This window comes from Sulfitobacter sp. 1A13353 (assembly GCF_043557255.1).
Classification (GTDB): domain Bacteria; phylum Pseudomonadota; class Alphaproteobacteria; order Rhodobacterales; family Rhodobacteraceae; genus Sulfitobacter; species Sulfitobacter faviae.
Genome location: NZ_JBIFFS010000007.1, coordinates 245,652 through 267,486, shown reverse-complemented (window position 1 = coordinate 267,486; position 21,835 = coordinate 245,652). Strand labels below are relative to the sequence as shown.

Genomic DNA, 21,835 nt, shown 5'->3' with positions numbered 1-21,835 from the left:
CGCGGGGGCGATACCCTTTTCCGGCGCATGCCGCCTACGGTTCTTTCCGCAGTCCTCCTCCCGCTTGATCCAGATCAATGCAGCCGCTCCGGCCCGCCCCATAATGGCCGTGGTCACATGAGGAGCGTCGCCATGCAAAATGCAACCATCACAGCCGTTCTGGGGGTCGATGCCCGGCCCAATCAGCTTGAGGCCCTCGCCCGCGAGGCGCAGACCCAGGGCACCCATCTGATCGTTCTTCTGCTCAGCGAAACCCCTGCCGTCCCGGTCTATTCGATGGGGGTGGGCGAACTCAGCACCTATTCCCTCCCGGCAGGCTGGCAGGCGGATGTGGACGCGGCCCGCGAGGCGGTCGAAAAACAGCGCGCGGAATTTTCCCAGTATCTCACCGATCAAGGCGCCAGCGCGGATGTGCGCGCGGTCTGCGGCGATGCCTCCGCCCTGCGCAACACGGTGGCGCGGGCGGGGCTGACCTGTGACGCGGTGCTTATCGGCACGGACCTGCGCGAGGACAAACGCCTGCTTGAGGACATCGTCCATGCCGCCCTTTTTGAGTCCGCCGCGCCCGTTTTGCTCAACACCGCGCAAGCTAAGGTGGCTTTGACCCCACAATCGGTCTTCGTCGCATGGAAAGCGGGCATTCCCGCCACGCGGGCGATCCGCGCCGCTCTGCCAATCCTGCGCAATGCGCGGGAGGTAACGGTGGCGCTTTTCGATCCAATCTCGATCTCGGCCTATGATGGGGAAAACCCCGGCACCGATGTCGCCGCTTGGCTGACCCACCAAGGCTGCAACGTTGCGGTGCAGCAATATGCCAGCGGAGGCGCGGACATTGGCACCGCCATCCTGAAACGCGCCAAAGAAACCGGGGCCGATCTGATTGTCATGGGCGCCTATGACCACTCCCGCCTGCGCGAGATGGTTTTTGGCGGCACGACCCGCAGCCTGATTGAACAAAGCGCCTTTCCTGTGCTTCTGTCGCACTAACGCCCATCGAAAGGACCCCCTATGCGCCCTCACCTCGCTGCCCTCGCCGGGCTATCCTGCGCCCTCCTCTCCGCCTGTTCGGAGGGGTCCTCTGACGACACCGACCGGGTGCGCGCGGGGCAGCGGGTCTATGCCAAGGAATGCGCCGCCTGCCACGGGGCGCAGGGCGAAGGCGGCGGTCCGATGTCCTTGCATCTGGATGTGGTGCCGCCGGATTTGGCCGGGCTGAAACAGCGCAACGACGGCTACTTCCCGCGCGAGTTTGTCAGCCGCTTCGTCATGGGACAGCTTGCAAAAGACGACCCCGCCTCACCCATGCCGGACTTTTCCGCGGTGGGTCTGCGCCACGTCTATCCCAATGGTGGCGCGGATGGGGAGGTGCTGGAAACCGATTTCGCCAATCTGCTCGACTATTTGGAAGCGATCCAGTGGTAGGACCGGCGTGGTCGAGGACGCAGTCCTCGGACACGTGACGCATCGCACTACATTGCGCCCCCGCCCCCTCTCACGCTATCGGATGCCCTGCCCCGCAGCCCCTACAGACGGAACCCTCGCATGAAGATCAACGACGAAAGCCCCGTTCTGCTGGCCCTTCTGGACGCCGCCGTCGATGCCATGGTGGTGGCGGATCACGCGGGCAATATCCTGCGGGTGAACAAAGCGGCGGCCACGCTCTTCGGCCATCCGGTCGAGGATTTGGTAGGGCAGAACGTGCGCATGCTGATGCCCGGGGATATGGCCGTTCAACATGACGGTTTTCTGCGCCACCATCTCGAGACCGGAGAGAAACGCATCATCGGCGTGGGCCGCGACGTGGAAGGGCTGCGCGCCGATGGCAGTATCTTCCCGCTGCATCTTTCCGTGGGCCGCGCCGATATCTCGGGCGAGGTCGCCTTTGTCGGCATCATGCACGATCTGTCGCGTCGAAAAGCCGCCGAGGAGGCCACCGCCCGCTCGCAACGGATGGACGCCATCGGCCAGATGACCGGCGGCATCGCGCATGATTTTAACAACCTTCTGACGGTCGTGATCGGCAATCTGGAACTGCTGGAGATGTCGGAAACCTCGGCCAAAAGCGGCGCGCTGATCTCGGACGCGTTGGAGGCGGCAGAGATCGGCGCCGATCTCACCTCACGCCTGATGGTCTTTGCCCGCAAGACCACGTTGAACGCGGCGGAGATCGACCTCAACGCCGAAGTCTCAAAAGCCGTGGCGATGCTCAAACGCACCATCGGCGCGCATATCGCGGTCGAGACGGGCTTTGCCGAGGACCTTTGGCAGACCAAGGTGGATGCCACCCAGCTTCAGACTGCCGTTTTGAACATCGCGCTCAATGCCCAAGACGCCATGCCCTCCGGCGGGAAAATCACGCTGGAAACGCGCAACATGCAGCTCGACGACACCTATGTCGCACAAGAAATCGGCATCGACATGGGCAACTACATCCGCCTGTCGATCGCGGACACGGGCGAAGGCATGTCTGCTGAGACCCGCACCCGCGCGATGGAGCCGTTCTTTTCGACCAAACCGGTCGGCCAAGGCACGGGGCTGGGCCTGTCGATGGTATACGGTTTCATCAAGCAATCCGGCGGGCATATCGCGATCTACAGCGAATTGGGCAAGGGCACGACGATCAGCCTCTATTTCCCCGCCCTCGTGGACGGCACCAGCACGCGGACGGCCTCCAGCGACGCGCCAGAGCCGCACGCCGGGATCGGCACCGGCCTGCGCGTGCTGCTGGTTGAGGATGACCCTATGGTCCTGCGCCTGTCGGAGCGACGGCTGGAGTCGCTCGGGTTCGACTGCGTCACGGCAACCACCGGCGATGCGGCATGGGACATCCTGCAAGACCGCGACGACATCGATGTGGTCTTTACTGATCTGGTGATGCCGGGGGAGTTGTCGGGCCATGCGCTGGCCAAACGGGTCGCGGCGGAAATGCCCGATCTGCGGATATTGATCACCTCGGGCTTTTCCGAAAACGTCCTGCGCGGCGAGGAAGAGAGCCACGCCTTCGCCCTCCTGCGCAAACCCTACAGGCAAGCGGATCTGGCCGAAGCGTTTCGCGCCTTGTTACGGGACTAACCCGAGGTGGCGGTGGGGCTTTCGGTCAGCACATAACCCACCCCGCGCACCGTTTTGATCAACAGCGGACGCGCCGGATCACGCTCGACCTTCTTGCGCAGCCGCGCCACTTGGTTGTCGATGGTGCGGTCCAGAGGCGCCCAATTCTGCCCGTCGATCAGATCCATCAACCGGTCGCGCGACAAGGGCTTTTTCGCGTGGTTCACGAAGGCGGCCAAGAGTTTGAAATCAGCCGTGGTCAGATCCCCCTCCTGCCCGTCACGGCCCACCAGCAGCATCCGGTCGAGGTTGATCTTCAGCCCATCAAGCGCAAGCCACGGGTCGGCGCTTCGCGGTGCGGGCGCCTCTGCCTCGCGCTTGCCGCTGCGCCGCAGGACGGATTTCACACGGGCCAAGACCTCTCGTACATGGAAGGGTTTGGTCAGATAGTCATCCGCGCCCAGTTCCAACCCGACAACACGGTCAATCACATCGTCCTTGCCCGTCACCATGAAGATCGGCACGTCATGATCGCGGCGAAGGTCGCGCGCGATGTCCAGCCCGTCCTCCGCGCCAAGGTTCAGATCCAAAGTCACCAGATCGAAAGCCTCCGCCGCGAAGGCCGCGCGCACGCTCTGCGCGTCATGAGCCTCGGTCACAAGGTAGCCGTCGCTTTCAAGACAGCGCCTCAGAAGCGTCCGGATCTTGGCATCGTCATCAACAACAAGGATCTTCTTCGCGGCCACGCCCATCACCCCAAAAGTTGCGTTTGTATAGTCCGCAACCCAAGCGAGCACCACCCGCCACGCCATCCCCTGCGACAAAGCGTTACAAACGGATACAAGACCACAGGTCGTTCTGCGACATGCGCTTGAGAATGTGACCGCGCCGCAGAAAGGACGATCGCATGTACGTGACGCTATCCAATGAGTTCACCCCCGCAACCAAAGTGCCCGAGGCGCAGCTTTGCTCTCGCACCCCCGCCGCGCAATCGCCGCGCAAGCGGCAGGCGGTCGGCAGCCATCTGTTTCGCGAGGGCGATATCGCCAACCATATCTATGAGATCACCTCGGGCGTCTTTCGCCTGACCCGCGTGCTCGACAACGGGCGGCGGCAGGTCATCGCCTTTGGCCTGCCGGGCGACATCATCGGCTTTCCCAATGGCGCGCTGCATCACAGCGATTGCGAGGCGATCCAGACGGCAGAGGTAATCGCCCACCGCCGCCATGCGCTCGACGATTTCGAGGGGGATCACGAGACGCATAAACGGCTGTTGAACGCCGCCCTGCGTGAGATTTCGGCGATGCAGGATCACTTCATGATGCTGGCCCGCAAATCCGCGCTGGAAAAGGTTGCCTCCTTCCTCATCACGCTGGCGGAGCGCACCGGCAGGCCGATCGGCAGCTACACCACCTGCGCCCTGCCGATGACCCGCAGCGACATCGCGGATTTCCTCGGCCTGACGATTGAGACGGTGAGCCGCACCCTGACCCGCCTGCGCAAGCAGGATATCATTGCGCTTGAGACCTCTCAGACCGTGCTGATCAAGGATATGGACGCGCTGATCTCGGCCTCTCAGGCCGCCGACTGACGGCAGGCTTTCATTGAGCTAAGAAAGCGCGGGCCACGGCCCGCGTTTTGCGTTTCTAGGTCGGCTCTTCGGTATCGCGCTGTTGGGTGTCACCATTAGGCGCGCCATTCTCCAGCAAAATCCGCGCCGCGTCTCCTTCAAGGTCATCATATTGCCCGTTGCGCAGCGTCCAGAGACAGGCCGCAAGCCCTGCCGCGCCAAGACAGACGGAGACGGGGATGAGAACGATCAGGATATTCATCGGCGCACCGCATTCAAAACCACGAGGATGGATGAGGAAGACATCACCGCCGCCGCCATCAGCGGGGTGGCGAAGCCCATGACCGCCACCGGGATCGCGACCGCGTTATAGGCGGCGGCCAGCCCGAGGTTCTGGCGAATGCGGCTGCGGGCCCGACGGGCCAGCCGCAGGGTATCGGCGACCGCCGAAAGATCACCGCCCAGCATCACCCCGTCCGAGGCGACCCGCGCGGCATCCAGCGCCGTGGCGGGCGCGAGAGAGGCATGCGCCCCGGCAAGCGCCGCCGTGTCATTCAGCCCGTCGCCCACCATGAGCACCCGCCTGCCCCGCGCAGCCATGTCGCGGACCAGACCGGCCTTATCCTCGGGCCGAACGGCGGCATGAACCTTGGCGATCCCGAGGGTTTCGGCCAACGCTTCTGCACGCTGCGCGGTATCGCCGGTGACCATCGCCACCTCCATCCCACGCCCGCGCAGGGCGCTGACGACTTCCGCCGCCCCGGCGCGGGGGGTCTCGGACAGAGGCAAGGGAATAGAGCGGTCCGCCAGATGCAGTTCCGGTCCCTCCAGCCCGCGACGCAATGAGACCCGCGCCCCGTGCCACAGGCCGCAGACGCCCTCGCCCGGCACCTCTTGCAGGTCGTGCAGATCGGCGGGCATCTGCCCCTGCAACGCCGCCGCCAAGGCGCGCGAGGCGGGGTGGTCAGACGCCTGCGCGAGGGCAAGCGCGACCGATGCCACCTCTGCATCAAGCGCGGACAGCCGCGCAACGCCTTCGGTCAACGTGCCGGTCTTGTCGAAGAGAACCGTGTCGATCTCGGCCAAACGCTCCAACGCCGTGGGGGATTTCAGCAACACACCCGCGCGGAACAAACGCCCGGTCATCGCCGCCGTCACCGCCGGAATGGCCAGCGCCAACGCGCAGGGGCATGTGATGATCAGCGTCGCCGTGGCCACGGCAATCGCGTGATAAAGGTCCCCGGTCAGCGCCCACCAGACCACAAAAGCCAGCGCCGCCAGCCCATGCACCACCGGCGCATAGAGCCGCGCCGCGCGGTCGGCGATCCCGCTGTAGCGGTGTTTGCCGGTCTCGGCGACCTCGACCAAAGCCGCGATGCGGCGCAGGGTGCTGTCCTCTGCCCGGCGGGTGACCCTTAGAGTCAGCGGCGTGCCAAGGATCACCTCGCCCGCGCAGATCGGCCCGCCCGCCGCCACCGGGACGGGGTCGGCCTCTCCGGTCAGGGCGGAGCGGTCCACCATCACCGCGCCCAAGGCGATGCCATCCACCGGCGCGCGCGCCCCGGCGGCAAGGGCGATGCGGTCATCGGGCACCAAGGCGCTGACGTCCACCGTCTCACGCCCCGTGGCGGTCAGGCGCGTCGCGCGGGGCAGTTCCAGCGCCGTCAACTCCGCCGCGGCGGAACGTGCCGTGGCCCGCGCGCGATGCTCAAGATAGCGGCCCACCAGCAGGAAAAAGGTCAGCGAGAGCGCCGCATCGAACCAAGTATGCGCCCCGGTGGCGGCGAAAGTTTCATAAAGCGAGGTCGCCGCCGCCAGCAGGATCGCCAGCGCAATCGGCACATCCATATTCATCCGCCCAGCCCGCAGGGCGACCGATGCCGAGGCAAAGAAGGGCACCGCCGAAAAGGCCAAGGCAGGCAGCGCGATGGCCGCAGAGACCCAGTGAAACATCTCGCGCGTGATATCGCCCGCCCCGGACCAGACCGCGACGGAGACTGCCATCACGTTCATCATGGCAAAGCCCGCCACGGCGGCGCGGGCCAGCAGACGGCGGCCCGTGTCATCCCCCGCAGGCCGCAGGGCGGTCGCGTCCAGCTCATGCGCCTCGAAGCCCGCGTCGTTCAACGCCTGAAGCGCGGCGCTGGCGTCATACCCGGGGCTCAGCACGATCCGCACCCGTTTGGCCCCGAGGTTCACCCGCGCGGCTTTGACCGAGGGCAAGCGGGCCAAAACCCCCTCGACCCCCGCGATACAGGCCGCGCAGCGGATCTGCGGCAGGGCGAGATGGATGGCCTTGTCGTTCTCCGCGATGCGCCGCGCCGCGGCCTCGGCCGAGGGGGCGCCTGCGACACAGCCCGGACAGGCGGCCACGGTCATCGTGTCACCCGCAAGGGAATGCGGCGGCGAAAGAGCGTGCCATCGGCGGCGCGCATCTCGATCCGCAGGTTCCAGTTGCCGGGGCCTGCGGTGACCGGTGCGGTCCACGCGCGGCCATCCCAGGCGAAGTCGGGCGTCATGTCATCCGCCACGGTGGTCGCCCGGCCCAATGTCGCCGCGATGATCTCGGGCTGCACCACGCCATTGGCATCCTGCACCGCCAAGCGGAGCGCCTCCCCCGACAACTCGGTCTGCACCGCCCAGCCGAGCGCTTCCTGCGCCGCGCGGTCGCTGTCAAAATTCTGCGAGGCGACGTAGCTCGATTCGGTTTCCTTGCCCGGGAAAGTGCGCACCGCATTGAAAGCGAGCGCGAGGTTCACCGCGATGATGATCGAAAACCCGCCCACAAAGATCGCCAGCACATGCCAGCCTGTCAGGGGGCGCCCCCGTTGCAATTGCGCTGCGGTCATTGGCTGTCCTTTCCATTGAAAATCGTGTCACCAAAGGCCCGCTCGCCCGAGCGGACGTCTTCGACCCAGAACCGCAGATCGCTGCGCGGCGCGATGGCGGCGTCACTCTGCGGCGGGGCGATCACATAGACCCGTTGCAGGCGGGTGGTGTCGGCGGGCACGGAGACCACCGGACCCGCAGCCCCCTCGACGCTGAGGTCCAAACCACGGTCTCCGGCGAGAGACAGCCGGAAATCCCGTGCCTCACCATGTTTGTTGCGCAGACGGATGTCATAGGCGTTGCGGATCGACCCGTCCGAGAGGGTGACGAAGGTCGGATTGCGCACCGGCGCCACGGTCATGTCGATCTCGGGCCGGATGAAGAGCGCCACGACAAGCGCCACACCGATGGCGGCCCAAGCGGCGGTATAGATCAGGGTGCGCGGGCGGAAGACATGCTGCCAAAGCGGCTTGGGCTGCCAGGGCGGCGCAGTGGCCCCGGCGACGTCACCGGCAGGCGCTTCCGCAAAGCCCGCCACGGCGGCGCTTTCCTTGGGCGCGGTGGGCGGCTCATCATCCAGCGCGAGATAGTCGATCAGCCCGCGCGGGCGGCCAATCTTGGCCATCACATCGTCGCAGGCATCGATACAGAGCGCGCAGGTGATACATTCCATCTGCTGGCCTTCGCGAATGTCGATCCCCATCGGGCAGACCGCGACACAGGCGTTGCAATCAATGCAATCGCCCAAAACCTCGCCGTCGCGCGACTGGCGGTCGCCCGCGGTGTTTTTGTCGAGCGCCGCACCATAGCGGGCCACCGCATCACCGCTGCCGATCGCCTCTGCCGCCGCTTTCTGGCGCTTTACCCCGCCCTTGCCGCGCGGCTCGCCCCGCCATTTGCGGTAGCCAACGGTCAGCGTGCCGGGGTCCATCATCGCGCCTTGGATACGGGGCCAAGGGCACATGTAGATGCAGACCTGTTCGCGCATGAAACCGCCAAAGATGAAGGTCGTGGCCGTCAGCACGGCGATGGTGGCATAGGCCACGGGGGCGGCCTGCAGGGTCACGAGGTCGCGCGCCAGACTGGGCGCATCGGCAAAGTAAAAGACCCAAGCCCCGCCCGTCGCCACCGCGATCAGCAGCCAGACCAGCCATTTTGCCCCCCGCAGCCGCGCCTTGCGCAGGCTCCAAGCTGCGTTGTGCAGGCGGATGCGCGCGTTGCGGTCGCCTTCGATCCAGCGCTCCACAGTCATGAAAAGATCGGACCAGACGGTCTGCGGGCAGGCATAGCCACACCAGACCCGCCCCAGAGCGGAGGTAAACAGGAACAGCCCCAGCCCCGCCATGATCAGCAGCCCGGCCACGAAGTAGAATTCATGCGGCCAAATCTCGATCCAGAAGAAATGGAAACGCCGGTTTGCGAGATCGACCAGAACCGCTTGGTCCGGCAGGTTCGGCCCCCGGTCCCAGCGGATCCACGGGGTGATGTAATAGACCCCCAGCGTGAGGATCAGGATCACCCATTTCAACCGCCGAAAGAATCCGCTGACCCGGCGGGGGAAAATCGGCTCGCGGGCGGCGAAAAGCGGGGGGGCGGCGTTGGACATGGGCAGTAGGCTCCGGTGTTACGTCTTGCGGCCTACACCCCTAGGGCGCAGGCCGCTTTGATCTGCATCAATCCGCAGATTATTTGTCGTACCGGTTTAGTCGGCGGCAGCGCCCTCGGCATCGACTGCAGCCTCGCCGCCGCCCAGACCGTGGACATAGGCGGTCACGGCGCGCACCTCGGCCTCGCCCAGACGGGCCTGCCACGGCGGCATCACCCCCATGCGCGGCGCTTTGAGCTGCCGCAGGATCGCCTCATGGCTGCCGCCGCGCAGCCAGATCGCATCGGCAAGGTTGGGCGCGCCCATCTCACGGTCACCAAGGCCACGCTCCCCATGGCAGGCGCTACAGTTGTCAGCATAGACCTCTGCCCCCGCTAGCGCTGCGCCTGCGTCATGCTCAAGCCCCGAAAGGCTGCGCACGAAATGCACGGTGGCGTCGAGCTCGGCCTCCTCCATCCAATCAAACGGCGGCATTTCCGAGAAACGCGCGTCGGGGTCATCCTCGTTGCGGATGCCGTGGCGCACGGTATAGGCGATATCCTCCATCGTGCCGCCCCAGAGCCAGTCATCGTCCAGAAGGTTGGGATAGCCCGAGGCCACCACACCCCCTGCCCCCGCGCCGTGGCATTGCGAGCAATTTGCCGCAAAGACCGAGCGCCCGGCCTGTGTCGCGAAACGGTGCAGCTCTTCGTTGTCCTTCAGCACCGCCAGATCGACGTTGACGAGACTTTCGGTCAAGTCGGCATTCGACAGGTCCACACGCGCAATCTCGGCAGCGACCTCGCCACGGGTGGAATAGCCGAGCAGCCCCGCCGTCGCGCCAGAGACCATCGGCCAGGCGGGATAAAGGATGGTATAGATCACGCCCCAGACGACGGTGGCATAGAAGGTCCAGAGCCACCAACGCGGCAGCGGCGTGTTCAGCTCTTCGATCCCGTCCCAACTGTGACCTGTGGTCTCGGTCCCGGTGGCGGGGTCGATCTTGCGTTTATCGGTCATGTGCGGGCTCCGTCATTGCGGGCTTGATCGGGGTCGTCGTTGCGAAACGGGACGGCGGCGGCATCGTCGTGCAGGGCGCGCGAGCCGGGGCGAAAGGCCCAAGCAATAACGCCCAGAAAGATCAGCGTCAGGATCAAGAGCGCCCAGCTATCAGCCAGTTCACGCAGGAAAGAATAGGTGTCCATTGCGGCCTCCTTAGCGGCTGGCGTCAGGCACGAAGGTCGAGAAATCGACCAGCGTTCCGAGCATTTGCAAATAGGCGATCAGGGCATCCATCTCGCTCACGCCCGGCCGGCCGTCGAAGTTGCGCACCTGCGCACCGGGGTAGCGTTCCAGCAGCCCGTCGTAATCGCCAAAAGGGTCAACCTGCACCCGGAAGTCGCCACGGACATTCGCGATCATCTCATCGCTATAGGGCACGCCGACCGTGCGGTGGGTGGCGACCAGATCGGTCACATCCTCAGGCTCAAGTTTGGCGTCCATCAGAAACGCGTATTTCGGCATGACGCTTTCCGGCACCACCGATTGCGGGTCCATCAGGTGATCGACATGCCACTCATCCGAATAGCGCCCGCCCACGCGCGCCAGATCCGGCCCGGTGCGTTTGGAGCCCCATTGAAACGGGTGGTCGTACATGGATTCGGCGGCGAGGCTGTAGTGGCCATAACGCTCCGTCTCGTCGCGCATCGGACGGATCATCTGGCTATGGCAGACATAGCAGCCCTCGCGCACATAGATCTCGCGCCCCGCCAATTCCAGCGGCGAATAGGGGCGCATGCCCTCGACCTCTTCGATGGTGTTCTCCAACCAAAAGAGCGGCGCGATTTCGACGATCCCGCCGATGCTCACCACCCCGAGCGAGGCGATCAACAGCAGTGTCGCGTTGCGCTCGAACCGCTGGTGAAAGGTGATCGCCTCCGTCTCGGGCGGCAGTTCGTTGGGAATTTTGCCCTTCTTCAAGCCTTCGCTGGCGGTGACCACCTTGGGGTCGTCAGCGGGGTCATAATTAGGGCTGTGGGGGTTCTTGGCCATTGATCTTACTCCGCTGGCAGGGCGACGGTGACGGGGCGGGCTTGCGGGGCGCGGATGGTCATCCACATGTTCCAGACCATCACCGCACCGCCCGCGAGGTAGAGAACCCCGCCCAGACCACGGACCACATACATCAGGAATTTCGCTTCGACGGTGTCGGCAAAGCTGTTGACAAGGAAGCCATTGGCATCGACCTCGCGCCACATCAGCCCCTCCATAATGCCCGAGACCCACATCGACGCGGCGTAGAGCACGATCCCAAGGGTCGCGAGCCAGAAATGCAGGTTGATCGCCGCCATGGAGTGCATCTGCGCCCGGCCCCAGAGCCGCGGGGTCAGGAAGTAGAGCGCGCCAAAGGTGATAAGCCCGTTCCAGCCAAGCGCGCCGGAATGCACGTGCCCGATGGTCCAATCGGTGTAGTGGCTAAGGCTGTTCACCGCGCGGATCGACATCATTGGCCCCTCGAAGGTCGACATCCCGTAGAAGGCGAGCGAGGCCACGAACATGCGGATAATCGGATCGGTGCGGATCTTGTCCCACGCCCCTTCGAGCGTCATCAGCCCGTTGATCATGCCGCCCCAGCTTGGCATCCACAGGATGATCGAGAACACCATCCCCAGCGTCGCCGCCCAATCGGGCAAGGCGGTGTAATGCAAGTGGTGCGGACCGGCCCAGATATACAGAAAGATCAGCGCCCAGAAGTGGATGATCGACAGCTTGTAGCTATAGACCGGGCGGCCCGCCTGTTTCGGCACGAAGTAATACATCATGCCAAGGAAACCCGCCGTCAGGAAGAAGCCCACCGCGTTGTGGCCGTACCACCATTGCGTCATCGCATCCTGCACGCCCGCAAAGACCTGCACTGATTTGGAGCCCCAGATCGACACCGGGATGGCGAGGTTATTGACCACATGCAGCATGGCCACGGTGATGATGAAGGCCAGAAAGAACCAGTTGGCGACATAGATATGCCGCTCACGCCGCTTCAAGATCGTGCCAAAGAATACGGCGAGGTAGACCAGCCAGACGATGGTGAGCCAGATGTCGACGTACCATTCCGGCTCAGCATATTCCTTGGACTGGGTCGCGCCGAGCAGATAGCCCGTGGCCGCCAGAACGATGAAAAGCTGATAGCCCCAAAAGACGAACCAAGCTGCGTTCCCACCCCAGAGCCGCGCCGAAGAGGTGCGCTGCACGATGTAGAAAGACGTGGCGATCAGGGCGTTGCCGCCAAAGGCGAAGATCACCGCGCTGGTGTGCAGCGGGCGCAGGCGGCCAAAGTTCGCATAGGGCTGCGCCCAGTCGATGTTCAGCGCAGGAAAGGCCAGTTGGAAGGCGATGAAGGTGCCCACCAGAAACCCAACCACACCCCAAAAGGCGGTGGCGATGACGCCATAGCGAATGGGGCCATCCATATAGCCCTGCGGCGGCGCAGGCGCGACCGGCGCCGCGTCCTCGACAGGCATCCGGCGCAACTGCCAAAAAAACAACCCTGCGGCCACCAACATGACCAGCAGGGCGTGAACCATATAAGCCGGATCGCGCGCCCAATCCGCCCCGAGTGCTGCAAAGAACACTATAAGCGCAAGCACGATCAACTTGAGCGTATCGAACATATTCCGAATCCCTTCATCTTTGGGAGACGGATCGCATGGGCCCCAAGCCGCCGCTTTGATCTATGTCAAAGCCGGGCGATAAGCCTGCGAAGGGCGCGTTTTTTCTAAGGCGACGGCCTAGCTTTTGGACCGCGCCCCGCTGGGGTCATACATCGGTTTCAAACTGGCCTCGGCCTTGATCCGGCGGCCCGCCACGTCGATCTCATAGGTCGAGGCCAGCAGATCGGCGGGGCTTTCGCCCGCGCAGGGCACATAGCCCAGCCCGATCGCTCCGCCCAAGTGGTGGCCATAGGTGCCGGAGGTGAGATAGCCCACGATGGCCCCCTCCCGTAGGATCGGTTCAGCGTGGTAGAGCAATGGCTCGGGGTCCGTCAGACGGAATTGCAGCATCCGCAGCTTCAGCCCCTCTTCCTTTTTGCGCAGCACCGCGTCGCGACCGATGAAATCGGGCTTGTCGGTCTTCACCGCAAAGCCCAAGCCCGCCTCCAGCACATGGTCTTCGCAAGTGATGTCATGGCCGAAGTGGCGAAAGCCCTTTTCGATCCGGCAACTGTCCATCGCGTGCAGACCGCAAAGTTTCAGGCCAAAGGCCGCGCCCGCTTCCATCAGCGCCTCAAAAACATGACCTGCCATCTCGGCGCTGACGTAAAGCTCCCAGCCCAGTTCGCCCACATAGGACACCCGATGCGCCCGGGCGAGGCCCATGCCGATCTCGATTTCGCGCGCCATGCCAAAAGGATGGGTGTCATTTGAGAAGTCAATGGGGGAAACGGCCTGCAACACGTCCCGCGCCTTCGGCCCCATAATCGCGAGCACCGCCTCACCCGCCGTCACATCGGTGATCACCACCATCCGGTCGCCAGCATGGCGGCGCAGCCATGTCTCATCCGCCAGCCGCGTCGCCACCGGAGTGACGACGAGATAGGCGGTCTCGCTCAGCCGGGTTACGGTGACATCCGCCTCGATCCCGCCCCGAGGGTTGAGGAACTGGGTATAGACGATCTTGCCCACCGGCACCGCCATCTGCGCGCCGCAGACGTGGTTCATGAAAGCCTCGGCCTCTGGCCCCTCGACGCGGATTTTGCCGAAAGACGACATATCGTAAAGCCCCACGCCCGCGCGGATGGCGGCATGTTCGGCGGCTTGATTGCCGAACCAATTCTGCCGGCCCCAGCTATAGCGATACTCGCGCGTTTGCCCGGGATCGGCAAACCAATTGGCCCGCTCCCAGCCTGCGAATTCGCCCATGACCGCGCCATGCTCCAGCAGATGCGCATGGAGCGGGCTGCGCCTAATGCCCCGCGCGGTGGCCTTTTGACGGTAGGGGAAGTGATCCGCATAGAGCAGCCCCAGCGTCTCGGTCGAGCGTGTTGCCAGATAGGTCTTGTTGCCCTGAAAGGGCTGCATCCGCGCAATGTCCACGTCACCCAGATCAAAGGGTTTCTGCCCGTCCTCCATCCACTGCGCCAGCGCCATCCCCGCGCCGCCTGCCGATTGGATGCCGATGGAGTTGAACCCGGCGGCGACCCAGACATTGTCCATCTCGGGCGCTTGGCCGAGGTGATAGGCATCGTCGGGGGTGAAGCTTTCGGGGCCGTTGAAAAAGGTATGAATCCCCGCCTCCGCCAGCAGCGGCAGCCGTTTGACCGCCATCTCGAGAATCGGCTCGAAATGGTCGAAATCTTCGGGCAATTGATCGAACTCGAAGCTCTCGGGGATGCCGTCCAGCGCCCAAGGTTTGGCGATGGGTTCGAAGGCGCCAAGCAGGATCTTCCCTGCATCCTCTTTGTAATAGGCGTATTCATCGGGGATGCGCAGCACCGGCAACTCGTGCAAGCCCGGGACGGCCTCGGTGACGATATAGAAATGCTCACAAGCTTGCAGGGGCACGTTGCTGCCCAGCATCCGGCCCAGCTCGCGCCCCCACATGCCCGCGCAATTGATGACATGTTCGGCCTCGATCCGGCCCGTGCTGCCATCCTCCCCGGCCCAGTCCACCGCCGTGATCCGACGCCCCGCGCGGGTGACCCCCGTCGCCTTGACCCGCTCGGCCACCACCGCACCGCGCGCCCGGGCGCCCTTGGCCAAGGCCAGCGCGATATTTGCAGGATCGCCCTGCCCGTCTTTCGGCAGATAGACCGCGTCGGTCATGCCTTTGGTCTCCACATGGGGGTATTTCGCGCGCACCTCTTCAGGCGTGATCTCTTCGACCTCGACGCCAAAGGCGCGGGCCATGGCGGCCTGCCGCAAGATCTCCTCACGCCGCGCAGGCGTCAGGGCGGCGGTGATCGAGCCCACGCGCTTGAACCCGGTGGCGACCCCGGTTTCCCCCTCCAGCGCGCCGTAGAGTTCTTGGGAGTATTTCGCCAGCCGCGTCATGTTCTGCGTCGCGCGCAGCTGCGCGATCAGCCCCGCCGCGTGCCATGTGGTGCCCGAGGTCAGTTGTTTGCGCTCCAGCAGAACCACATCGGTCCAGCCCAGTTTCGTCAGATGATAGGCGACCGAACAGCCGATCACGCCACCGCCGATGATCACCGCGCGGGCCTTGGAAGGCAGCTGTCCCATCTCAAACCTCCTGCGCGCGGATGCGTGCGTTTTCGCGGTCCCAAAGCGGGGTGTCGGGCTGCACCGTGGCACGGTAGCTCTGACCATAGATTTCGACCGTAAGTTCGGTACCCGGCACGGCAGCCTCGGCCCGCACGACGCCGAGCGCGATGGAGGCATCAACCCGGTAGCCATAGCCGCCGCTGGTCACCTCACCCACGGCATCTCCGTTCAGGCGCAGCGTGGCCATCGGCGGCGCATCTTGCGGGTTACCTCCGACCACCAACGTCACGAAGCGGCGCTGCGGCCCTGCGTCCCGTTCGGCGATCAGCGCCTCCTTTCCTGGAAATGCCTCCGGCTTGTCGAGACGCAGGAAACGGTCCAACCCGGCCTCCAGCAAGGTATACTCCTGCGACAGATCGCCCTTCCACGTCCGGTAGCCTTTTTCCAGCCGCATGGAATTGAGCGCGAACATCCCAAAGGGCGTGGCCCCGCCCGCGATGACCGCATCATAGATCGCCGGCATGTCTTCGGGGGCCGCGTGGATTTCCCAGCCCAACTCGCCCGCGAAACAGACCCGGGCGAGCAGCGCTGGCTTGCCCTTTACCGACGCCTCTTGATGGCTGAGCCACGGCAGCGCCAGATCGGCCTCCGGGGCCAGCGGCGCCAGCAGGGCGCGGGATTTCGGGCCGCATAGGATCAGGGTCGAGACGGCATCGGTTCGATCCGTCAGGCTGATCGCCCCGTCTTGGGGCAACGCGTCGCGCAGCAATTCATAGTCATGCCATTGCGCGGGAGCGGCGGTGATCAGGGTGAAGTCATCCTCTGCATGGCGCAGGATCGACATCTCGGTCAGCACCCGGCCCCGGCTGTCGGGGAAATAGCCCAGCGTCATCCGCCCGACCTTGGGAAGCGCGCCCGCGATCCGCCCCCGCAGCCATTCCGCGGCCCTCGGCCCCGCAAGCGCGAAACGCGAGAACCCCGGCAGATCGAGCACGCCCACATGGTCGCGCACCGCCGCGACCTCCTCACGAACCCGCGCCGCCCACGGGCCATCCCGGTCCCATGTCTGGGTCGCGGCCTCGGCGGTGTCATCACCGGGTTTGGCAAACCAATTCGCCCGCTCCCACCCGTTGTAGGCCCCCATCTGACCGCCCGCGTCGCACAGCCGGTCGTGCAGCGGCGACAGCTTCTTGTCGCGCCCGGCGGGCCATGCGTAATGCGGGAAATGCATCGCATATTCATGGCCATAGGTCTCAAGCGCCTTGGCGAGGGTAAAGTCGTGATCGGCATAGGCGGTGTAGCGGCGCGGGTCGACATCCCACATGTCCCACTCCGTTTCGCCTTGCGTGATCCATTCGGCCATCACTTTGCCCGCACCGCCCCCCTGCGCGATCCCGAAGGTAAAACTATGCGCCTCAAAGGCGTTCGGGACGCCCGGCATCGGGCCGAGCATCGGCAGGCCATCGGGCGCATAGGGGATCGGCCCGTTGATGACCCGTCCGACGCCGCTTTGGCCCAAGAGCGGCATCCGCCCCATCGCGTCTTCGATATACCATTCCAACCGGTCCAGATCGTCGGGGTAGAGCTGAAAGCTGAAATCTTCGGGCATCGGATCCTCGGGGGTGATCCAATGCGCTTTGCAGTTGCGCTCATAGGGGCCAAGGTTCAGACCGTTCTTGTCCTGCCGCAAGTAATAGGAGCTGTCCACATCGCGGACCATCGGCATCTTATGGCCCTTCTCGGCGGTCCAAGCGGCGAGTTCGGGGATGTCTTCGGTCAGGAAATACTGATGGCTCATCACCACCGCAGGCACGCGGCGGCCCCCATGGGGGCGGAACCATTCGCCGACCCGCTGCGCGTAATAGCCGGCAGCGTTGACCACCTTCTCGCAGCGGATATCGCCCTTTTCGGTATGGACGATCCATTCGCCCCCATCGCGATCTATGCCGGTGGCGGGGGTAAAGCGGTGAATTTGCCCCCCTGCCTCCCGCGCGCCTTTGGCAAGGGCTTGGGTCAGTTGTGCCGGGTCGATGTCCCCATCCAAGGGGTCCCACAACCCGCCCGCAAGGTCATGTAGCTCTATGAACGGGTTGTGTTCTTTCAATTCGGCAGGGGTGCACATCTCCATCCCCAGCCCCTGCGCGCGGGCCATGGAGGCGACGTGTTCGAACTCCTGCATCCGCTCGCGGCTATGAGCCAGACGCAGGGCCCCGGTCACATGGTAATTGATCGGATAGCCGACCGCCTCCCCCAAACCGCGGTACATCTCAAGCCCGTAGCGCTGCATGTTCATCACCGCCCAAGAGTTCGAGAAGTTCGGACAGTTGCCCGCCGCATGCCAAGTGGAGCCTGCGGTGAGTTCATTCTTTTCCAGCAGGACGCAATCGGTCCAGCCCGCGCGGGCAAGGTGGTATAGGGTCGAGACCCCAACCACCCCGCCCCCGATGATCACCACCCGTGCGGTTGTCGGAAAATCAGCCACATGCCCCTCCTATCGCCATGCACCGCCAAGGAGCTGGCCAGAGGCGCCCCCGGACAGTTTGAAATTGTTCGAATTGATGAAAATCCGGTTCAGTAAACCGGGGGAGAGATCACCCAGACCACCACGGCGGGCGTGTCGTAGGGGTTGTCCCAAGTGTAATATTCGCCCCGAATGCGAAAGCTGTCGCCGGGGCCGACGGTAAAGCGGCGTTCCGCAATCGTGAGGTTCAACCGGCCCGAGATGACGAAACCGACCTCCTGCGTTTCGCGCCTGACGGGCGCTTCCAGCCCCGAATAGGCGGCAAAGGTCGAGTGGATCAACTCGAAACTGTCGGTGAGATCGGGTGAGAGCAGTTCTTCCGTCAACCCATTGGCCGCACTCCCCATGGCACGCCGCGCCCCGGCCCGCACGACATAGCCGCGTTCTTCGGGGCTTACCGTCGCTTCGCCAAAAAGGAGCGAGATCGGCACGTCCAAGATCTCGGCGATGCGGCGCAGGTCGGCGATGGAGGGGGTCGAGATGTCGCGTTCGATCTGACTGACCCAGCCGACCGACCGGCCCAAAGCCTCGGCCATATCCGTGAGAGTCAGTTTGCGCCCCTTTCGGATCGCCCGTAGGTCGGCACCCAGAGAGCGCGCCCCCACGGCCTCCGCCCCGGGCCTTTTCGCTCGGGTCATATGAAATTTTCCTCCATTTTTTCACTGTGGCGCGGAATTCGGCGTCTGGCAAGGGGGGCTCCTTTCAAACAGAAGGGGATGACGGGCGGGGTTAAGACCGCCCTTTCCAAGGCACCAGCAACCGCTCAGCCCTGCGCATCAGCATGTCGATGCCGAACCCGATGATGCCGATCAGGATGATCCCCATAAGCACGATGTCGGTCAGCTGGAATTTGGAGGCGACCATGATCATCATCCCCGCCCCCTTCTCTGCCGCGACCAGTTCGGCGGCGACCACCGTGCCCCAGCAGACCCCCATCGCCACCCGCGCGCCGGTGAAAATCTCGGGCAGCGAGTTTGGCACGATGACATGGCGCATGATCTGCGCCTTGGACGCGCCCAGCGAATAAGCCGCATGGACCTTGGTGATATTCACCCCCGACACGCCCGACCGCGCAGCAATGGCCATGATCCACAGCGCCGCGAGGAACAGCAGGATGATCTTGCCCACCTCCCCGATCCCCGCCCAGATGATCACCAGCGGGATCAGCGCGAGCGGCGGCACCGGGCGCATGAATTCGACAATCGGATCGAACCAGCCCCGAAACCAGCCCGACAGCCCCATGGCATAGCCCAGCGGAATGCCCACCAGCGCCCCAAGAGCGAACCCCACCACCACGCGAAACAGCGAATAGCCCAGATGCTCCCACAGGGTGCTGTCGCGGTAGCCTTGGCTTGAGATTTCAGCAAGGCGGGAGACCACGGCTTCGGGGGGCGGCAGCCAGATCGGCTCCATCTGCCAACCCTTGGCGGGCTCGAAATTCAGCGTGCCCTTGGGCGACATGCCCACACGGCCAAACTCGGTCTGCACCTCGCCACCGGGCGCGATCTTCTGCCCGTTCACGGCGACGACCCGGTGCCCGAGATCGCGGCCCTTCTCGTCATTCTTATCAACACGCAACAGCCCCGAGCGCCAAGCGCCGATGGTGAAAGCGTCATTCTTGGCCCAGCCTTCGCCGGGATCGACCTGCGGCGTCTCGGCGTCTTCGCCCACCGGATGCACCAGCACCGTGATCGTGCCGTCATCGCGGGAGCCGTCATCGGCCTCGGCAGTATAGGTCAGCTCGGCCAGCCCCTCAAACGGGCCGGGCGCATGTAAAAACCGGGGCAACAGGGATGAGCCGGTGAAGGCGCCCCACAGCAAGAAGATCGTCAGGATCGAAATCACGCTGGCGGTGCGGTTCGACGTCACCGCGCTTTCGTCGCCAAAGGTTACCGTTTTACGCGCCGCGAAACCGCTGGCGGTCTGATCGACAACCAGACGGACAAGGAAAAAGGAAAGCGCGAAGATGACGATATAAATAAGCAGGATCAACATCATGCCTCCTCCGTCCGGCCCATGATCTCTTCCTCCATGTCCCAGATCATGCCGAGGATCTCCTCGCGCCTTTCGGCGAATTCCGGGTGTTTCTTGACCTCACGCAGGTCTTGCCCCACCCCCAGATCGGCAAAGGGCAGACGGTATTCGCGGTGAATGCGCCCCGGGCGCGGCGCCATGACCAAAAGCCGCTCGCCAAGCAGCAGCGCCTCTTCGACCGAATGGGTGATCAAGATGATGGTCTTGCCGGTCTCTTTCCACAGTTTCAGCACGAGGCTTTGCATTTTTTCGCGGGTCAGCGCATCCAGCGCGCCCAAGGGTTCGTCCATCAAGATCACATCGGGGTCATTCGCCAGACAGCGCGCCAGCGCCACCCGCTGCTGCATCCCGCCCGAGAGCTCATAGATCGCCTTTTCCTTGAAATCGCCCAGCCCGACGATATCGAGCAAATGGTCAACCTCGGCCCCGTATTGCTTTTCGCCCTGCCCCTTCATGCGCGGACCAAAACTCACGTTTTCACGCACTGACATCCACTCAAACAGCGCGCCCTGTTGAAAGACCATGCCACGCTCGGCATCCGGCCCGGTGACGCTATGGCCGTTCATCACGATCTCGCCCGAACTCGGGGCAAGGAAACCCGCCACGATATTGAGCAGCGTCGTCTTGCCACAGCCCGAGGGGCCAAGGACCGACATCAATTCCCCCTCCGCAAGGTCAAGCGATACGTCCTCAAGCGCCTGCACATGACTGCCATTGGGCAGATCAAACCGCATCGACAGGTTTTCGATTTTCAATCCCGACATGCCGCCCCGCTGCTTTTCGTTTATCGGCGCGCCCCATCTGCCCGGTCCCTCGCAATCAGGTACCGGTCTGCAACGGGGCGGCCTATTTTTGCGCCGCTTGGCTTACATATCGCTCGCGGCTTGCAGCGGGCCGGTATTCACCGCGTCTTCATAGCTGTCGAGCGCACCGTCGATCGCGCCTGCTTCGACAAAGACATCGGCCACGCCTTTCATAAACTCCTGCGCGCCCCCGCCGAGCCATTTCTCACCCATTTGCTCATCGACCGAAGGGAAGGAGAAGGTCGCGATGGTTTCCATCGTGGCGTCTTCGTCCATACCGGCGTCCTTGGCGATGACGGGCAGCATCTTGTCGCGGTTGGCCTCATCCGCCCACATCGCGTTTGCCTCAGCCGTCACGCTGAGAAAGGCGGCGACCGTGTCAGAGTTCTCGGCCACCCAAGAGGCCGGGCCGGAGGTGACGTCGAAGACGAGAATGCCCAGCTCTTCCTTCTCCGCGCCGGTCAGAAGGATATTGCCATGTTCCATCATCCGGCGCAGCGACCCACCCCAGCCGCAGGCCATATCGACCGATCCCTGTGCGATGGCCGCGGCCCCATCTGGCGGCGCCATATCCACCACGTCGAGCGATCCTACATCGACGTCGAAGTGGTTCATTTGTTTGAGAAAACCGTAATGCGCAGCCGTGCCAAGCGGCACCGCGACCTTCTTGCCCGTCAGTTCCTCGGCAGAGGATTTGTCGATCTCCAGCGCCTCGCGCACGACGCAATTGTCATTCTCGGAATAGCTAACCGCGACATCGAGAATTTGCAGGTCTTGCCCCGCCGAAGTGGCGACCACGAAGGGCGGCACGCCTTGGCTGAGCGACAACTGCACATCCCCCGAGGCCATCGCCGCCGACATGGCGGTGCCGGAATCGAAGCTCACCCAATTCACCGTCGTGCCGAGCGCTTCGTCATACATCCCCTCCGCCTTGGCGTATTGGAACGGCATCGGCCATTCGAGGAAATACCCAACGGTCAGATCCTGCGCGGCGGATTGGCTGACCCCCAACACAAGCAGGCTGGCGGCGGTGCCCATCAGTTTCACGGTCTTCATGATAGTCTCCCTTGGTTTGTTATGGTCGCGTCTTACAGTCGAACTCCCGTTCACATGGATCGCGACCATCGGCCCTGTCAGACATCAGGAAGGGCAAGCCCCGGGTCATGTGAAAAAATCCCTCACGATTTCACGATACGGGCGGATTTGAACTTTTCAACAATTTTCTTG

19 protein-coding genes are annotated in these 21,835 nt (G+C 63.9%); 4 read left to right on the top strand and 15 right to left on the bottom strand.

Annotated features, from left to right (window positions below; translation table 11 throughout):
* Positions 1 to 132 precede the first annotated feature (132 nt).
* The 3 genes from ACGYLO_RS17475 to ACGYLO_RS17465 all read left to right on the top strand — a co-directional run bounded on the left by ACGYLO_RS17475 (position 133) and on the right by ACGYLO_RS17465 (position 3,072).
* Complete coding sequence (locus tag ACGYLO_RS17475; protein ID WP_271687291.1) at positions 133 to 987, top strand: universal stress protein; 855 nt, start codon at positions 133 to 135, stop codon at positions 985 to 987.
* A 21-nt stretch (positions 988 to 1,008) separates the two neighbouring features.
* Entirely contained in the window at positions 1,009 to 1,422 is a 414-nt protein-coding gene (locus ACGYLO_RS17470; protein WP_271687293.1) for a cytochrome c, read from the top strand.
* A 120-nt stretch (positions 1,423 to 1,542) separates the two neighbouring features.
* Positions 1,543 to 3,072: a PAS domain S-box protein gene (locus tag ACGYLO_RS17465; protein WP_271687294.1), complete on the top strand. Its 1,530-nt coding sequence runs from the start codon at positions 1,543 to 1,545 to the stop codon at positions 3,070 to 3,072.
* Here ACGYLO_RS17465 and ACGYLO_RS17460 read toward each other — a convergent pair.
* Positions 3,069 to 3,803, bottom strand: coding sequence for a response regulator (locus ACGYLO_RS17460; protein ID WP_271689972.1), 735 nt, complete (start codon positions 3,801 to 3,803; stop codon positions 3,069 to 3,071). The two genes, ACGYLO_RS17465 and ACGYLO_RS17460, sit on opposite strands and share 4 nt — an antisense overlap.
* Before the next feature lie 155 nt (positions 3,804 to 3,958).
* On the opposite strand from ACGYLO_RS17460, the gene ACGYLO_RS17455 reads away from it, so the two are divergent.
* On the top strand, positions 3,959 to 4,642 hold the full coding sequence (locus tag ACGYLO_RS17455) for a helix-turn-helix domain-containing protein (RefSeq protein WP_271687295.1): 684 nt from the start codon (positions 3,959 to 3,961) through the stop codon (positions 4,640 to 4,642).
* Positions 4,643 to 4,697: 55 nt separating this feature from the next.
* On the opposite strand, the gene ccoS is transcribed toward ACGYLO_RS17455, so the two are convergent.
* From ccoS to ACGYLO_RS17385, 14 genes are all read right to left on the bottom strand, one after another.
* A complete protein-coding gene (ccoS, locus tag ACGYLO_RS17450; protein ID WP_271687296.1) occupies positions 4,698 to 4,883 on the bottom strand; it encodes a cbb3-type cytochrome oxidase assembly protein CcoS in 186 nt (61 codons plus the stop codon).
* A complete protein-coding gene (locus tag ACGYLO_RS17445; RefSeq protein ID WP_271687297.1) occupies positions 4,880 to 7,000 on the bottom strand; it encodes a heavy metal translocating P-type ATPase in 2,121 nt (706 codons plus the stop codon). Before ACGYLO_RS17445 ends, ccoS begins: the two co-directional genes overlap by 4 nt.
* Positions 6,997 to 7,470: a FixH family protein gene (locus ACGYLO_RS17440; RefSeq protein ID WP_271687298.1), complete on the bottom strand. Its 474-nt coding sequence runs from the start codon at positions 7,468 to 7,470 to the stop codon at positions 6,997 to 6,999. Before ACGYLO_RS17440 ends, ACGYLO_RS17445 begins: the two co-directional genes overlap by 4 nt.
* Entirely contained in the window at positions 7,467 to 9,056 is a 1,590-nt protein-coding gene (gene ccoG, locus ACGYLO_RS17435; protein ID WP_271687299.1) for a cytochrome c oxidase accessory protein CcoG, read from the bottom strand. Before ccoG ends, ACGYLO_RS17440 begins: the two co-directional genes overlap by 4 nt.
* Before the next feature lie 96 nt (positions 9,057 to 9,152).
* Positions 9,153 to 10,055 (bottom strand): cytochrome-c oxidase, cbb3-type subunit III, encoded by a 903-nt coding sequence (ccoP, locus tag ACGYLO_RS17430; protein WP_067262874.1) that lies wholly within the window; start codon positions 10,053 to 10,055, stop codon positions 9,153 to 9,155.
* A complete protein-coding gene (locus ACGYLO_RS17425) occupies positions 10,052 to 10,240 on the bottom strand; it encodes a cbb3-type cytochrome c oxidase subunit 3 (RefSeq protein ID WP_136720504.1) in 189 nt (62 codons plus the stop codon). Before ACGYLO_RS17425 ends, ccoP begins: the two co-directional genes overlap by 4 nt.
* Before the next feature lie 10 nt (positions 10,241 to 10,250).
* Entirely contained in the window at positions 10,251 to 11,087 is an 837-nt protein-coding gene (gene ccoO, locus ACGYLO_RS17420) for a cytochrome-c oxidase, cbb3-type subunit II (RefSeq protein WP_271687300.1), read from the bottom strand.
* Between the two features lie 5 nt (positions 11,088 to 11,092).
* Positions 11,093 to 12,703, bottom strand: a complete 1,611-nt coding sequence (ccoN, locus tag ACGYLO_RS17415; protein ID WP_271687301.1) for a cytochrome-c oxidase, cbb3-type subunit I — start codon at positions 12,701 to 12,703, stop codon at positions 11,093 to 11,095.
* 117 nt (positions 12,704 to 12,820) lie between these two features.
* Positions 12,821 to 15,268 (bottom strand): FAD-dependent oxidoreductase, encoded by a 2,448-nt coding sequence (locus tag ACGYLO_RS17410; protein WP_271687302.1) that lies wholly within the window; start codon positions 15,266 to 15,268, stop codon positions 12,821 to 12,823.
* A 1-nt stretch (position 15,269) separates the two neighbouring features.
* Positions 15,270 to 17,732 carry an FAD-dependent oxidoreductase gene (locus tag ACGYLO_RS17405; protein ID WP_271687303.1) on the bottom strand — a complete coding sequence of 821 codons (2,463 nt, stop codon included), beginning with the start codon at positions 17,730 to 17,732 and terminating at the stop codon, positions 15,270 to 15,272.
* Positions 17,733 to 17,821: 89 nt separating this feature from the next.
* Entirely contained in the window at positions 17,822 to 18,409 is a 588-nt protein-coding gene (locus ACGYLO_RS17400) for a helix-turn-helix domain-containing protein (RefSeq protein ID WP_276154326.1), read from the bottom strand.
* A 91-nt stretch (positions 18,410 to 18,500) separates the two neighbouring features.
* On the bottom strand, positions 18,501 to 19,766 hold the full coding sequence (locus ACGYLO_RS17395; RefSeq protein ID WP_271687307.1) for an ABC transporter permease: 1,266 nt from the start codon (positions 19,764 to 19,766) through the stop codon (positions 18,501 to 18,503).
* Positions 19,766 to 20,569, bottom strand: a complete 804-nt coding sequence (locus tag ACGYLO_RS17390) for a taurine ABC transporter ATP-binding protein (protein ID WP_067266249.1) — start codon at positions 20,567 to 20,569, stop codon at positions 19,766 to 19,768. The genes ACGYLO_RS17395 and ACGYLO_RS17390 overlap by 1 nt, the downstream gene beginning before the upstream one ends.
* A 102-nt stretch (positions 20,570 to 20,671) precedes the next feature.
* Entirely contained in the window at positions 20,672 to 21,664 is a 993-nt protein-coding gene (locus tag ACGYLO_RS17385) for an ABC transporter substrate-binding protein (protein ID WP_168613496.1), read from the bottom strand.
* Positions 21,665 to 21,835 lie beyond the last annotated feature (171 nt).